Origin of the sequence: Pseudomonas sp. 7SR1, from assembly GCF_900156465.1 — a bacterium.
In the GTDB taxonomy this organism is placed as follows: domain Bacteria; phylum Pseudomonadota; class Gammaproteobacteria; order Pseudomonadales; family Pseudomonadaceae; genus Aquipseudomonas.
Genome location: NZ_LT707064.1, coordinates 2,447,954 through 2,462,833, shown reverse-complemented (window position 1 = coordinate 2,462,833; position 14,880 = coordinate 2,447,954). Strand labels below are relative to the sequence as shown.

The 14,880-nt window shown below is 61.4% G+C and carries 11 protein-coding genes; 5 read left to right on the top strand and 6 right to left on the bottom strand.

What is annotated here, in order from left to right; genetic code table 11:
• Positions 1 to 71: 71 nt before the first annotated feature.
• From BW992_RS11210 to BW992_RS11200, 3 genes are all read left to right on the top strand, one after another.
• The gene (locus BW992_RS11210) at positions 72 to 3,920 is read left to right on the top strand and encodes a sensor domain-containing protein (RefSeq protein ID WP_076406237.1); all 3,849 of its coding nucleotides are present in this window, start codon (positions 72 to 74) and stop codon (positions 3,918 to 3,920) included.
• Positions 3,921 to 4,150: 230 nt separating this feature from the next.
• Positions 4,151 to 5,404: a serine hydroxymethyltransferase gene (gene glyA, locus BW992_RS11205; RefSeq protein WP_053153674.1), complete on the top strand. Its 1,254-nt coding sequence runs from the start codon at positions 4,151 to 4,153 to the stop codon at positions 5,402 to 5,404.
• A 227-nt stretch (positions 5,405 to 5,631) separates the two neighbouring features.
• Complete coding sequence (locus BW992_RS11200; RefSeq protein WP_076406235.1) at positions 5,632 to 6,177, top strand: hypothetical protein; 546 nt, start codon at positions 5,632 to 5,634, stop codon at positions 6,175 to 6,177.
• A gap of 154 nt (positions 6,178 to 6,331) precedes the next feature.
• On the opposite strand, the gene yjiA is transcribed toward BW992_RS11200, so the two are convergent.
• The 3 genes from yjiA to BW992_RS11185 all read right to left on the bottom strand — a co-directional run bounded on the left by yjiA (position 6,332) and on the right by BW992_RS11185 (position 9,850).
• Positions 6,332 to 7,300, bottom strand: a complete 969-nt coding sequence (yjiA, locus tag BW992_RS11195; protein WP_072398580.1) for a GTPase — start codon at positions 7,298 to 7,300, stop codon at positions 6,332 to 6,334.
• 269 nt (positions 7,301 to 7,569) lie between these two features.
• Positions 7,570 to 7,767, bottom strand: coding sequence for a YbdD/YjiX family protein (locus BW992_RS11190; RefSeq protein ID WP_072390895.1), 198 nt, complete (start codon positions 7,765 to 7,767; stop codon positions 7,570 to 7,572).
• Between the two features lie 16 nt (positions 7,768 to 7,783).
• Positions 7,784 to 9,850 carry a carbon starvation CstA family protein gene (locus BW992_RS11185; RefSeq protein ID WP_072431377.1) on the bottom strand — a complete coding sequence of 689 codons (2,067 nt, stop codon included), beginning with the start codon at positions 9,848 to 9,850 and terminating at the stop codon, positions 7,784 to 7,786.
• 160 nt (positions 9,851 to 10,010) lie between these two features.
• Between BW992_RS11185 and BW992_RS11180 the strand changes: the two genes are divergently transcribed.
• A complete protein-coding gene (locus BW992_RS11180; protein ID WP_072396086.1) occupies positions 10,011 to 10,367 on the top strand; it encodes a PilZ domain-containing protein in 357 nt (118 codons plus the stop codon).
• 229 nt (positions 10,368 to 10,596) lie between these two features.
• Here the strand turns inward: BW992_RS11180 and radA are convergent, their stop codons facing one another.
• The 3 genes from radA to katB form a co-directional block, all read right to left on the bottom strand.
• Positions 10,597 to 11,964, bottom strand: a complete 1,368-nt coding sequence (radA, locus tag BW992_RS11175) for a DNA repair protein RadA (protein WP_072396084.1) — start codon at positions 11,962 to 11,964, stop codon at positions 10,597 to 10,599.
• A gap of 59 nt (positions 11,965 to 12,023) precedes the next feature.
• On the bottom strand, positions 12,024 to 12,572 hold the full coding sequence (locus BW992_RS11170) for an ankyrin repeat domain-containing protein (protein ID WP_072396082.1): 549 nt from the start codon (positions 12,570 to 12,572) through the stop codon (positions 12,024 to 12,026).
• Positions 12,573 to 12,638: 66 nt separating this feature from the next.
• The gene (katB, locus tag BW992_RS11165; protein WP_072431378.1) at positions 12,639 to 14,180 is read right to left on the bottom strand and encodes a catalase KatB; all 1,542 of its coding nucleotides are present in this window, start codon (positions 14,178 to 14,180) and stop codon (positions 12,639 to 12,641) included.
• Positions 14,181 to 14,461: 281 nt separating this feature from the next.
• On the opposite strand from katB, the gene mscL reads away from it, so the two are divergent.
• A complete protein-coding gene (mscL, locus tag BW992_RS11160; RefSeq protein ID WP_072396058.1) occupies positions 14,462 to 14,875 on the top strand; it encodes a large-conductance mechanosensitive channel protein MscL in 414 nt (137 codons plus the stop codon).
• Positions 14,876 to 14,880 lie beyond the last annotated feature (5 nt).

Genomic DNA, 14,880 nt, shown 5'->3' with positions numbered 1-14,880 from the left:
TGCTAGCCGCCCTTCGGGCGTCCAGCTTATAGTGCACGTCGCGCCAGTCCAGCAAACTGCAGGATTACAGCTTGTCCAACGTCACACCGACTCTGTCCCCACGTGCACCGGATGCTGTGCCTGGCTCGCCCCTGCGCGGGACATTGAAGGGCGCCCTGGCCACGCTGGTATTGCTGCTGCTCGGATTGCTCTTCTGGCAGTTGCTCGACCAATTGCGTGTTACCCAGCAGCAACAACGCCAGTACACCATTGACTACACCGCCGACCTGGCCGCGCAAGTCAGCCTGAACATGGCCCTGAATGCGCAGATCGCCCTCAACCTGCTACCGATCGTCGAACAACCGCAAACGGCCGACGAACAGCAGGCCCTGTTGCGCAAACTCCAGCAATCGCTGCCTGAACTGCGCAGCCTGGCGTTGCTCAGCCCCTCCGGCCGGGTGCTCAGCGACAGCGACGCCGACAGCCACGACGCCAGCTACCTGACCGAACTGGTGCGCCGCAGCCACGCCCAGGCGCACTATTTCAGCAATGCCGACGACGGCTCCGTGGTGCACCTGTTGTTGCACCAGGCTTCCGGCAGTACTCGCGGCTACTGGGCCCTGCGCCTGACCCCAAGCTTCTTCGCCACGTTGACCAAGCAGGCCGATACAGGCCTGCGTCCACTGTGGCTGGTGGAAAACCGCCTCAACCGGCAGATCATCAGCCGCGACGAGAGCCACCCTTCGGTCACCCCGGTACACCTGTCGCCCGAGGATCTGGACAATACCGTATTGACCGTGCCCCTGAGCAGCAGCGACTGGCAATTGCGCGGGCTATTCGACCGCCGGCAGGTGCTCGAGCAACTGTTGCCGGCCTTCATCGGCAAGTGCCTGCTGGGGCTGGCTTTCTCGATGCTGCCGGTGATCGCGCTGCTCAACATGCGCCGCCGTCAACGGCAGTTGCACGAAGGTCGCCGGCGCTATCAAGACATCTTCGAAGGCACCGGCGTGGCCTTGTGCGTACTCGATCTGTCGGGGCTCAAGTCATTCTTCGCCAAGGCCGGCCTGCATAACGGCGATCAACTGCGCACCTGGATGAAAGTCCCGCACCAACTCGAGCAGTTGCAGCAGGAAGTGCGCATCACCGAAGTCAATCAGATGGCGTTGCGGTTGCTCAATGTCGATTCCTGCGGGCAGGCCTGGCAACTGCTGGTGGGCAACGGTCCCCAGGACAGCAGCCCCGTCGGTTCGAAACTCCTGGAAGCCCTGCTCGATCCCCACAAGCAACTGGAATTGGAAATCAAGCTCCAGGACGCCCATGGGCGCGATCAACACCTGTGGCTGGTTTTGCGCCTGCCGGAAAAACAGGAGGACTACAACGCCGTCATCCTGAGCATCAACGACATCACCAGCCGCAAGCTGATCGAACTCTCCCTGCTCGAACGCGAAGGCTTCTGGTCCGACGTGGTGCGCACCGTGCCGGACCACCTCTATGTGCAGGACGTCATCAGCCAGCGGATGATCTTCAGCAACCACCACCTGGGCCAGACCCTGGGGTACGACCGTACCGAACTGCACCAGATGGGCGAGTACTTCTGGGAAATCCTGCTGCACAGCGACGACGCCGACCATTATCAGGACCTGCGCCAGGACCAACGACGAGGCGGCTACAGCCAATTGCTCCAGTGCCAGTTGCGCTTTCGCCATCGCAATGGCAAGTGGCGCCGTTTCGAGATCCGCGAACAGGCCCTGGCCCGGGACCGCCACGACCAGGTGACGCGGATCATCGGCGTGGCCAAGGACATCACCGAACAGATCGAAGCCAGTGAGTCGCTGCGCGACAGCGAGCAGCGCTACCGGATGCTCGCCGAAAGCATCAGCGACGTGATTTTCTCCACCGACAACAAGCTTTCGCTCAACTACGTCAGCCCGTCAGTGCAAGCCGTGCTGGGCTATAACGCCGACTGGATCTTCCAGAACGGCTGGCAATCGACCATCGCCAATCCGCAACAGCTGACCGGCATCTACACCCTGATGGACCGCCTGAGCAAGGCCCTCGACAAGCCCGAGCAACTGGCCGAGCTGCGCAACCAGATGCAGACCCAGTTGTTCCTGTTCGACTGTCTGCGGGCCGACGGCCGCAAAATCCCTATCGAGTTGCGACTGGTGCTGGTGTGGGACGATCTGGGCGCATTCGAAGGCGTACTCGGCGTCGGCCGCGATATCAGCCAGCAACGGCGCGCCGAGAAGGACCTGCGCATGGCCGCCACGGTGTTCGAGCACTCCACGTCGGCGATCCTGATCACCGACCCGGCCGGCTATATCGTCCAGGCCAACGAAGCCTTCAGCCGTGTCAGCGGCTACGCGGTGTCGCAGGTGCTCGACCAGTTGCCCAACATGCTGACCGTGGACGACCAGCAGGAAGCCCACCTGCGCTACGTACTCAAACAGTTGCAACAGCACAGCACTTGGGAAGGCGAAGTCTGGCTAAAGCGCCGCAACGGCGAGCATTATCCGGCCTGGGTCGGCATCACGGCGGTGCTGGACGACGAAGGCGACCTGGCCAGCTACGTGTGTTTCTTCAGCGACATCAGCGAGCGCAAGGCCAGCGAGCAGCGCATTCATCGCCTGGCCTATTACGACGCCCTCACCCACCTGCCCAACCGCACGCTGTTCCAGGACCGCCTGCATACCGCGCTGCAATCGGCCGAACGGCAGAAGACCTGGGTGGTGCTGATGTTCCTCGACCTGGACCGTTTCAAGCCGATCAACGACTCCCTGGGCCATGCCGCTGGCGACCGGATGCTCAAGGAGATGGCAACCCGGCTGCTGGGCTGCGTCGCCGACGACGACACCGTGGCCCGCATGGGCGGCGACGAGTTCACCCTGCTGCTGCAACCACGGGCCAGCCGGGAAATGGCGCTGAACCGGGCGATCAACGTCGCCGAACAGATCCTTGCCAGCCTGGTCCGGCCATTTGTCCTCGAAGGCCGGGAATTCTTCGTCACCGCCAGTATCGGTATCGCCCTGAGCCCACAGGACGGCAACGAACTGAGCCAATTGATGAAAAACGCCGACACGGCCATGTACCACGCCAAGGAACGCGGCAAGAACAACTTCCAGTTCTACCAGGCCGATATGAACGCCAGCGCCCTGGAGCGCCTGGAACTGGAAAGCGACTTGCGCCACGCCCTGGAACAGAACGAATTCGTGCTGTATTACCAACCGCAGTTCAGCGGCGACGGCAAACGCCTGACCGGCGCCGAGGCCCTGCTGCGCTGGCGTCATCCGCGCCGCGGGCTGGTGCCGCCAGGGGACTTCATCCCGGTGCTGGAGGAGCTCGGGTTGGTGGTGGATGTCGGCGACTGGGTCATCAGCGAGGCCTGCCGGCAGCTCAAGACCTGGCACCAGGCCAAGGTCCGGGTGCCGAAGGTCTCGGTCAACATCTCGGCCCGGCAGTTCTCCGACGGCCAGCTCGGCACGCGCATCGCCAACATCCTGCGCAGCACCGGCCTGCCGCCGGCCTGCCTGGAGCTGGAACTGACGGAAAGTATCCTGATGCGTGAGGTCAGCGAGGCCATGCAGATCCTGGCCGGATTGAAGAACCTCGGCCTGAGCATCGCCGTGGATGACTTCGGCACCGGCTATTCGTCGCTCAACTACCTCAAGCAATTCCCCATCGACGTGCTGAAGATCGACCGGACCTTCGTCGATGGCCTGCCCTCCGGCGAACAGGACGCCCAGATCGCCCGGGCGATCATCGCCATGGCCCACAGCCTCAACCTGGCGGTGATCGCCGAAGGGGTCGAGACCCACGAACAACTCGATTTCCTGCGCGAACATGGCTGTGATGAGGTCCAGGGTTACCTGTTCGGCCGCCCGATGCCGGCCAATCGGTTCGAAGCACAGTTCAGCAATGATGCGTTGTTCATGCTCGACTGAGGTTCTTCGGTGCCTGTGGTGGCCTCATCGCGAGCAAGCTCGCTCCCACATGTTGACCTGCGTGCCTATCACCCTGTGGGAGCGAGCTTGTTCGCGATAGGGCCCGCCAAGGCCACGCAGCATGGCGCTTGAATCCCATTCGTCCGCGACATGACGTCCTTTCATATGCCTTCCAAAACCGGTTGGGTTAGAATGCCCCCCTTTTCTGCCCCCGATCCTTGAGGACCGCCATGTTCAGCCGTGATTTGACTATTGCCAAGTACGACGCCGATCTCTTTGCCGCCATGGAGCAAGAAGCTCAGCGCCAGGAAGAGCACATTGAGCTGATCGCTTCGGAAAACTACACCAGCCCCGCGGTGATGGAAGCTCAAGGCTCGGTTCTGACCAACAAGTACGCCGAGGGCTACCCGGGCAAGCGCTACTACGGTGGTTGCGAGTACGTAGACGTAGTTGAGCAACTGGCCATCGACCGCGCCAAGCAACTGTTCGGCGCCGACTATGCCAACGTCCAGCCCCACGCCGGCTCCCAGGCCAACGCAGCCGTCTACCTGGCCCTGCTGTCGGCCGGTGACACCATCCTGGGCATGAGCCTCGCCCACGGCGGTCACCTGACCCACGGCGCCAGCGTTTCGTCCTCCGGCAAGCTGTACAACGCCATCCAGTACGGCATCGACGGCAACGGCCTGATCGACTACGACGAAGTCGAGCGTCTGGCCCTCGAACACAAGCCGAAAATGATCGTGGCCGGCTTCTCCGCCTATTCGCAGGTTCTGGATTTCGCCCGTTTCCGCGAAATCGCCGACAAGGTCGGTGCCTACCTGTTCGTGGACATGGCCCACGTGGCCGGCCTGGTCGCCGCTGGTGTCTACCCCAACCCGGTGCCTTTCGCCGACGTGGTCACCACCACTACCCACAAGACCCTGCGCGGTCCACGTGGTGGCCTGATCCTGGCGCGCGCCAACGCCGACATCGAGAAGAAGCTGAACTCCGCCGTATTCCCGGGCGCCCAGGGCGGCCCCCTGGAACACGTCATCGCTGCCAAGGCGATCTGCTTCAAGGAAGCGCTGCAGCCTGAGTTCAAGGCCTACCAGCAGCAGGTGGTGAAGAATGCCAAGGCCATGGCCGGCGTGTTCATCGAGCGCGGCTTCGACGTGGTGTCCGGCGGGACCGAGAACCACCTGTTCCTGTTGTCCCTGATCAAGCAGGACATCTCCGGCAAAGACGCCGACGCCGCGCTGGGCAAGGCGTTCATCACCGTGAACAAGAACTCGGTGCCAAACGACCCACGCTCCCCGTTCGTCACTTCCGGCCTGCGCTTCGGTACTCCGGCCGTGACCACTCGTGGCTTCAAGGAAGCCGAGTGCAAGGAACTGGCTGGCTGGATCTGCGACATCCTGGCCGACCTGAACAACGAAGCGGTCATCGACGCCGTACGTGAGAAGGTCAAGGCCATCTGCAAGAAACTGCCGGTATACGGCGCCTGATCAGCCCGTTCAACCGTCATTAAAAAGGCCCGCATCGAAAGATGCGGGCCTTTTTCATTCAATGCCGCCCTGGAGTGGGTAATAACTCCAAGCCATTCAGAAACTTCCACTTTTTAACACTTTACGCCTTGCAATACACCGACCGGCAATAGCCTTGGGAAATTCCATTAATATCGACCCCGAACAACGCTACAACTCGTGAACTTCACAAAGGATTCGAATATTACATGGACCGTAATCTTTCTTTTGATGCAACCCTCCGCCTGCCCGATAACCACGTAAACCTGCTGGAAGTACTCCACGGCAAGCCTGCGCTGGCCTCCGTCAGTTCCTTCAGCGGCGGGTTCTTCACCGGCAGGCCACAGACCCTGGACCACTCGAGCTTGCTGGGCTTGCGAGCCAATGCAGGAGGCGCGGCACCACGACCGCTGAGACTGCATTTCAGCGCAACGGCAGATGGCTACAGGCTGCACATCAGAAACCGAGGCGAGCATTACAATAAGTTGATTGGCATCCGTTGGCTCGAAGTACTGGGGGTAAATGACCCGAACATTGACACGCCCACGGCATTCACGCTGATCGACCATCAGGACACAGTCATCACGCGGGCCGATATCAACGCGCGTCATTTGCCTGTTTCACTGATGACAGCCAATAAGAAGTATATAGGCGGCATGAAAGTACGCGGTTCGCCTTATATATACCTCGCTGAAACGGAAGAGAAATCCCGGATAACCTTCATCCTGAGCGTCGTCGATAAAAAACGCTCCTGAGCCCGCAACGAGAATGACGAACGGTCAACGCTGGCGGATCCTGATGGCGAGGGATTCGTCTCCTCGCCATGGGGTTTGCCCCTTGGCCGGGCAAGGCGGGCCGGACGTTGCACGGAGCAAACCTGAATGGACAACGCCCGCAGTCTGGGGAACATCAAAGCAGGACGGCTTCGAAACCTGCGCGGATTTTTTCCTCCGGCAGCTCATCGGCAATGAAAACGATCACGCTTTCCCTGGCCTCGTCCGGTGCCCATTCGGTGTCCCAATCGAAACCGTATAACTTGAGCACGCCCTGGAACACCAGGCGCCGGGATTCTCCGGCAATGTTCAGCACACCCTTGTAACGCAGCAATTGCTTGCCATGGTCTTCCAGCAACTGGTTCATGAAGGTGCTGAGCCTGTCGATGTCCAGTGGTTTGTCAGTGCGCAATACCAGGCTGCTGATGCGATCTGCCGTGGCCGGCTTGAGGACCGGTCGCAGGCTGAATCCCGCGCCCAGGTCGGCATTGAGATTGAAGCCGCGGATATCGAGCAGCTCGGCCAGATCGATCCTGCCGTGCTCCACGACCCGGATGGGCGCCCGCCGGTTGATACGGGTCAGGCGTTCACCAAGCGCTTGCACTTGCGCAGCGTCCACCAGATCGGTCTTGCTGAGCAGCAGACGGTCAGCGAACCCGACCTGGGCCTGGGCGATGGCCTGGGCCAGGTGCAGGTCGGCATGGGCCGCGTCCACCAGGGTCAGGATGCCGTCGAGAATGTAGCGCTCACGCAGTTCCTCATCGATGAAAAACGTCTGGGCCACCGGCGCCGGATCGGCCAGGCCGGTGCACTCGATCACCAACCGGTCAAACGCGATCTCGCCGCTGTCCAGCCGTTCGAGCAACAGGTACAGGGCCTTGGTCAGGTCGGTGTGGATGGTGCAGCACACGCAACCGTTGGCCAGGGTCATGACCTGCACCGGCTCATCGCCCAGCAATTGGGTATCAATGCCGGCATCACTGAATTCGTTCTCGATCACAGCGATTTTCAGGCCGTGCTCGGCCTTGAGCAGATGACGCAACAGCGTGGTCTTGCCGGCGCCGAGAAAGCCACTGAGGATGGTGACCGGGATGGGAGAGGACAAACTGAATCTCCTTGATAGCTGAAAGGAAAGCAATTTTTGGGGATGAGCCTGCTCGCGAAGGCATCGGGTCAGTGGACATTATCATTAACTGACACTCCGCCATCGCGAGCAAGCTCGCTCCCACAAGGGATCCGTGGCGTAAGCAAATCCTGAGGTCACCTCACAAAGAGGTCTGTGGTGTATGCACCTCTTGAGCCCCCCAGAAACAACTGTGGGAGCGAGCAAGCTCGCTCCCACAAGGGTTGCATCATCCGCCGGCAATCAGCGGTTCAACAGCACTTGGGCCCGGCCTTGCCGCCGTAGCGGGCTTCCTGGCGTTCGCGGAAGAACGCCTCGTAGTCCATCAGCGGCTTGTCCGGGTGCTTGGTTTGCATGTGCTCGACGTAGTTGTCGTAGTCGGGCATGCCGACCATCAGGCGGGCGGCCTGACCGAGGTATTTACCGAGGCGACTCAAGTCATTGAACATCGTTGCAATCCTCTGGTTACGCGTCCGGCAGGGCCTGGAATGGCGCTTCTTTGTCCGTGCGCTCTTTCGTGCCCCAGGCGGCGATGCCGACCTTGAGCGCGTAGAACAGGATGCTGAAGACCACGAACAGGAACAGCACCGTCAGCGTGGCGTTGGTGTAGGCGTTGAACACCACGTGCTGCATCTGCTCCACGCTCTTGGCCGGGGCCAGGACCTGGCCGGCGGCCAGGGCATCGTTGTACTTGCGCGCCAGGGCCAGGAAGCCGATCGCCGGGTTGGCGTCGAACAGCTTGATCAGGCCCGCGGTGGTGGTGCAGATCAGCAGCCACGTCGCCGGCAGCAGCGTGACCCAGACGTAGCGCTGGCGCTTCATCTTGATCAGCACCACGGTACCGAGCATCAGGGCGATCCCCGCCAGCATCTGGTTGGAGATGCCGAACAGCGGCCACAGGGTGTTGATGCCACCCAGCGGGTCGATCACGCCCTGGTACAGCAGGTAGCCCCACAGTGCCACGCAACCGGCGGTGGCGATCAGGTTGGCGGGCCAGGATTCGGTGCGCTTGAGGGCCGGCACGAACGAGCCCAGCAGGTCCTGCAGCATGAACCGCCCGGCACGGGTGCCGGCGTCCACCGCGGTGAGGATGAACAGCGCTTCGAACAGGATCGCGAAGTGGTACCAGAACGCCATGGTGTTCTCACCCGGCAGCACCGAGTGCAGGATCTGCGCGATACCCACCGCCAGGGTCGGCGCACCGCCGGCGCGGGCCAGGATGGTGGTTTCGCCGATGTCCTTGGCCACCGCCTGCAACGCGTCCGGCGTGATGGCAAAGCCCCAGTTGCTGACGGTCTGCGCCACGGCCACCACGTCGGTGCCGACGATGGCCGCCGGGCTGTTCATGGCAAAGTACACGCCCGGCTCGATCACCGAAGCGGCGACCATGGCCATGATCGCCACGAAGGACTCCATGAGCATGCCGCCGTAGCCGATGTAACGGGCATTGACTTCGTTATCCAGCAGCTTGGGCGTGGTGCCCGATGAAATCAGCGCATGGAAGCCCGACACCGCGCCACAGGCGATGGTGATGAACAGGAACGGGAACAGCCCGCCCTTCCACACCGGGCCGGTGCCGTCGGTGAACTGGGTCAGCGCCGGCATCTTCAGCTCGGGCATGGTGATCAGGATGCCGATCGCCAGGGCGACGATGGTACCGATCTTGAGGAACGTGGACAGGTAGTCCCGCGGCGCCAGGATCAGCCACACCGGCAGCACCGCCGCGACAAAGCCGTAGCCGATCAGCATCCAGGTGATCTGCACGCCGGTAAAGGTGAAGGCCTTGGCCCAGACCGGATCGGCGGCCACCTGCCCGCCCAGCCAGATCGAACCCAGCAGCAACAGCACGCCGATGAGGGAGATCTCACCGATGCGGCCCGGGCGGATGTAGCGCATGTAGATGCCCATGAACATCGCGATCGGGATGGTCGCCATCACCGTGAAGATCCCCCACGGGCTCTCGGCCAGGGCCTTGACGACGATCAGCGCCAGCACCGCGAGGATGATGATCATGATCAAAAAGCAGCCGAACAGCGCGATGGTGCCGGGGATACGGCCCATTTCCTCGCGCACCATGTCGCCCAGGGAGCGACCGTTGCGGCGGGTGGACAGGAACAGGACCATGAAGTCCTGCACCGCACCGGCCAGCACCACGCCGGCGATCAGCCAGAGCGTGCCGGGCAGGTAGCCCATCTGCGCCGCCAGCACCGGCCCGACCAGCGGCCCCGCGCCGGCAATCGCCGCGAAGTGGTGGCCGAAGAGGATGTGCTTGTTGGTCGGGACATAGTCCAGGCCATCGTTGTTGAGCACGGCGGGAGTGGCCCGGCGCGCGTCGAGTTGCATCACGTTGTTGGCGATGAAAAGGCTGTAGTAGCGGTAGGCGACCAGGTAGATGGCCACGGCTGCGACGACGATCCAGAGGGCGTTGATCGCCTCGCCTCGACGCAAGGCCACGACGCCCAGGGCGCACGCTCCCACGACGGCCAGCAGTAGCCAGGGCAGATGGCGCAGCGGGCTATTATTGTTTTTCATTTTTATATTCCAGCCAGGGTGGACAAGAAAGACAGCCACAGGAGTTTAGCGCTAACCCGGACAAAGGCCATACCCGACATTCGTCTGCCGGCGGGCGAACGGTGGCAATGCCCCGCCCGTTGGCGTCTATAGTCAATGAATCTTCGAGAGGGAAAGCGTAATGAGCGATCGCCGCCGCTTCGTACGAATTGAATTCCATGCCCGGACCGAACTGATCCAGGGGTCCAACAAATGGCCGGTGGAACTGCTGGACCTGTCCCTCAAGGGCCTGCTGATCGAAAAGCCCGAACCCTGGCTGGGAGATCCCGAGCATACCTTTACCGCCGACATTCACCTGAGCAACGAGGTGAAGGTGAAGATGGAAGTCCGGTTGATGCATGACGACCACGGCCACCTGGGCTTCGTCTGCGAGCATATCGACCTGGACTCCATCGCCCATCTGCGCCGGCTGGTGGAACTGAACCTGGCCGATAATGATGAGCTGGAGCGGGAACTGGGGGCGCTGATCCATATCTGAATCAGCGCCGATCCCTTGTGGCGAGGGGATTTATCCCCGTTGGGCTGCGCAGCGGCCCTAAAACCTGACAACCCGGTGTTTCAGGTCGATTGGCGTCGCTTATTCGGGAGCTGCTTCGCAGCCCAGCGGGGATAAATCCCCTCGCCACAGATAACTCCCCTTACCACACACAGTCCCCTCAGCACAGACAAGCCCACTCTTCACAAAGGGCCTTGCAAAGCCTCCCGGGTTACTCGAACAACGCATCCAGCGCCTGTTCCAGGCGTGTCACCGCGATGATCTGCAACCCCGCTGGTGCTTCCTTGGGCGCATTGCCCTTGGGCACGATGGCGCGCTTGAAACCGTGCTTGGCCGCTTCCTTGAGCCGCTCCTGCCCACTGGGCACCGGCCGAACCTCACCTGACAGCCCCACTTCACCGAACACCAGCAGGTCGTGGGGCAGCGGTCGATTGCGCAGGCTGGACATCACCGCCGCCATCAAGGCCAGGTCGGAAGCGGTTTCCAGCACTTTGACGCCGCCCACCACGTTGAGGAAAACATCCTGGTCATGGGTAGGAATACCTCCGTGGCGATGCAGGACAGCCAGCAACATGGCAAGCCGGTTCTGATCCAGGCCCAGGGTGACCCGGCGTGGGTTCGCCAGATGGCTGTCATCCACCAACGCCTGCACTTCCACCAGCATCGGGCGGGTGCCTTCCCAGGTCGCCATGACCACGCTGCCCGGCACTTCCTCTTGGGCGCGCGTCAGAAAGATCGCCGAAGGGTTGGAGACTTCTTTCAGCCCCCTGTCGGTCATGCCGAACACACCCAGCTCGTTGACGGCGCCGAAGCGGTTCTTCACCGCCCGCAACAAACGCAGCCGCCCATCGGACTCACCCTCGAAGTACAACACCGTATCCACCATATGCTCCAGCACGCGCGGCCCCGCCAGCGCGCCCTCCTTGGTGACATGGCCCACGAGGAAAATCGCCGTACCGCTCTGCTTGGCGTAACGCACCAGCAGCGCCGCGCTTTCCCGCACCTGGGACACGCCCCCCGGTGCCGATTGCAATTGTTCGGTGAAGATCGTCTGGATCGAGTCGATCACCATCACCTTGGGCTTTTCCAGGCGAGCCGTGGCGATGATGGTTTCGATGCAGGTCTCGGTCATGACCCGCAATTGATCCTGAGGCAGGCCCAGGCGTCGGGCCCGCATGGCGACCTGTTGCTGGGATTCCTCGCCGGTGACATACAACGCAGGCATGCGGGTGGCGAGGTTGCACAGGGTTTGCAGCAGGATCGTGGATTTACCGATGCCGGGGTCCCCGCCGATCAACACCACGGAACCGTCCACCAGTCCGCCTCCCAATACGCGGTCCAGCTCACCGGACGCCGTGGAAAAGCGCGGGATTTCCTCGACACTGACTTCGGCCAGGGTCTTGATCTGCGCCTGCTGGCCAGCCCAGCCCGTACGCCCTGTGGGCGCCGCGGCACCGCCGCTTTCCACCATGGTTTCGGTCAGGGTATTCCAGGCACCGCATTCACTGCATTGGCCGGCCCATTTGGGAAAGGTCGCGCCGCACTCGGTGCAGCCATACATGCGCTTTGCCTTGGCCATCTGAACTCCGGGTAAAAACCGTGATGATAGCCCAGACGACGACCCGAACGGCCAGTTCGTCAACGTGGGGCCGGCATTCTGATTTCACCCTTGGCCAGATCCGCCGCCGTATTGCCCAAAGGGTCCCGGGCCTCGAGGTCTGCCCCCTTGGCCTTCAAGGCCTCGAGCAATTCAGCGCGCTTGAACAGGCCGGCGTACATCGCCGCGGTCTGCCCCGCGCCGTTGCGCTGGTCCGGACTGCAATCGGTAGACAGCAAACGACGCGCAATCTGCACCTCGCCTTTGAAGATGGCGCCCATCAGTGCGGTATTTCCCCGCTTGTCCTGGGCGCAGGCATCGGCGCCAGCGGCCAGCAACCGTTCCACCGCCGGGCCATGGCCGTGATAAGCCGCCAGGATCAGGGCGGTGTAACCTTTTTCATCCTGGGTATCGAGCGAATAACCGGCTTCGATGAAGGTCTCGAGCATCGGCACGTCACCCCGCCGGGCGGCGTCGAAATAATAAGCCTGCAATTGTTCCTGCACCGCCACCGGGTCGGTAGGCACGGGTTGGTCGGCCCACCCGTTCAATGACCAGGCGGCGAGCAGCGATAAGAGAAACAGACGCATCGGCGCGACTCCTTGGGCCTGTGACTGTGGGAGCGAACGCGCTCCCACAGGTTTTGCGCAGGTGGATCAGTCGGTCAGTTTTTCCGCCAGTGCCTTGACCCGGGCCAGATCGCCCTTGGCAACCCGGGCCACGCCGGTGCCATATTCAGGGTCAGCCTTGTAGAGGAAGGACAGGATGATGTGCTTGCTCTCGTCATCGGTGGTCGCCAGCGACCCACCGAAGCTTTCGATCAGGTCGTTGCGCTCCTTCTGGTTGAACGAGCGGTACAGGTCACCGGCCTGCTTGAAGTTCTGCTCACGCTGGATCTTCGCCTGCTGGGTGCTGCCGCCAAGCGCGGTCTGGCTGTAGCGTGCCGAAGGCTGCTCGTCGCGAGGCATCAGGCGGCTCGGTTGATAGTTGACGCCGGTACTGGTGCTGCCAAGGTTCATCGCGCCGTCCTGGTTACCGTTGTTCACTGCAACCTTGGGTGCGTTGATGGGCAACTGCAATGCGTTGGCGCCTACCCGGTACATTTGGGTATCGGCATAAGAGAACACCCGACCCTGCAACAGACGGTCCTCGGAAGGTTCGATACCAGGCACCAGGTTGGCAGGCGCCATGGCCACCTGTTCGGTTTCCTGAAAGACATTCGCCGGGTTACGGTTCAAAACCATCTGCCCGACTTTACGCTCCGGCACTCCCGGCCAGATCTTGGTGGCGTCCAGCGGATCGAAATCGAACTTGGACAACTCTTGCGGCTTGAGCACCTGGACATACAGGTCCCACTTGGGGAAGTCGCCCTTGTTAATATGCGTGACCAAGTCATTGGTCATGTGGCTGTAATCCTGCCCCTGAACTTTCACAACTTCTTTCGGGTCGAGGTTTTTCAGACCTTGCAAACTTTTCCAATGAAACTTGACGTAATGAACTTCACCCTTGGCATTCACCAGTTTGTAAGCATGAACACCATTACCGTCCATTTCACGGTAACTGGCCGGCGTGCCGGAGTTGGAATACAGCTCGGTCAGGGTACGCGTCGCCTCGGGAACATGGGAGAAGAAGTCGAAACGACGTGAATCGTCATCCAGATTGGTTCTTGGGTCGGGTTTGAACGCATGGACCATATCGGGAAACTTGATGGCGTCGCGGATGAAAAAGGTCGGGAAGTTGTTCCCCACCAGGTCCCAGTTACCGTCGGCCGTATAGAACTTGGTGGCGAAGCCACGGGGGTCGCGCAGGGTTTCCGGCGAATGGTTGCCATGCACCACGGCCGAAAAACGCACGAATACCGGCGTGGTCTGGCCTGCCGCGAAGACCTTCGCCTTGGTCAGGTCACTGAGGTCGTTGGACACTGTGAAGGTGCCATGGGCACCCGTGCCACGGGCGTGGACCACGCGCTCTGGAATGCGTTCCCGATCGAAGCGCTGGAGTTTCTGGATCAGTTGCACGTCTTGCAACAGGGTTGGGCCGTTGGGACCCGCCGTCTGCGAGTTCTGGTTGTCGCCAACTGCCGCCCCGTTATCCCGGGTCAGGGTGGCCGCATTGACGGAAAGGGACAGCAGGCCGGCGGTCAGTGCAAAAAGGGCGCGACGGTGGGAAAGAGCCCCGCCGCCAAGGGAAGTATTCATAGGAATTTCCTCTGATGTTATAGAGCGCATCCATGTGCGCTTGTCAGAGGCTAGTGCCCGAAAAAGCAAAACCTAAATAGAAATGCCATACCGCTCCGATAGAAAAAACGTTATGGGGAACCGACGGGAAAGCGCGTATCACGCGCGATTGATGGCACTTTGTAAACTTTCAGGCCGGAACCGGGTCGATAACGAAGTGTTTTGTAAGCAGGCGTTTCGAGCGAGACGCATCCGGCTGAATTACACTGCCACCCAACCTCATCAGTCACAAGGAATCACTCATGGGCGTGCTAAGCGAGTTCAAGGCCTTCGCGGTCAAAGGCAATGTCGTCGACATGGCCGTCGGGATCATCATCGGGGCTGCGTTCGGCAAGATTGTTTCTTCATTTGTTGGCGACGTGATCATGCCTCCCATCGGCCTGCTGATCGGCGGCGTGGATTTCAGCAACCTGGCCATCACCCTCAAGGCCGCACAGGGCGACGCCCCGGCCGTGGTGCTGGCCTACGGAAAGTTCCTCCAGACCACCGTGGACTTCATCATAGTCGCCTTCGCCATCTTCCTGGGCGTCAAGGCGATCAACCGTCTCAAGCGCGAAGAGGCCGTGGCACCCAGCGCGCCGCCGGTACCCACCAAGGAAGAACAATTGCTGAGCGAAATCCGCGACCTGCTCAAGGCCCAGAACGAACGGCCCTGATCGAT

Coding starts and splice junctions, on each gene's coding strand:
- glyA (WP_053153674.1), top strand. CDS start 4,151: ATGTTCAGCCGTGATTTGACTATTGCCAAGTACGACGCCGATCTCTTT.
- BW992_RS11200 (WP_076406235.1), top strand. CDS start 5,632: ATGGACCGTAATCTTTCTTTTGATGCAACCCTCCGCCTGCCCGATAAC.
- BW992_RS11190 (WP_072390895.1), bottom strand. CDS start 7,767: ATGTTCAATGACTTGAGTCGCCTCGGTAAATACCTCGGTCAGGCCGCC.
- BW992_RS11185 (WP_072431377.1), bottom strand. CDS start 9,850: ATGAAAAACAATAATAGCCCGCTGCGCCATCTGCCCTGGCTACTGCTG.
- BW992_RS11180 (WP_072396086.1), top strand. CDS start 10,011: ATGAGCGATCGCCGCCGCTTCGTACGAATTGAATTCCATGCCCGGACC.
- radA (WP_072396084.1), bottom strand. CDS start 11,964: ATGGCCAAGGCAAAGCGCATGTATGGCTGCACCGAGTGCGGCGCGACC.
- BW992_RS11170 (WP_072396082.1), bottom strand. CDS start 12,572: ATGCGTCTGTTTCTCTTATCGCTGCTCGCCGCCTGGTCATTGAACGGG.
- katB (WP_072431378.1), bottom strand. CDS start 14,180: ATGAATACTTCCCTTGGCGGCGGGGCTCTTTCCCACCGTCGCGCCCTT.
- mscL (WP_072396058.1), top strand. CDS start 14,462: ATGGGCGTGCTAAGCGAGTTCAAGGCCTTCGCGGTCAAAGGCAATGTC.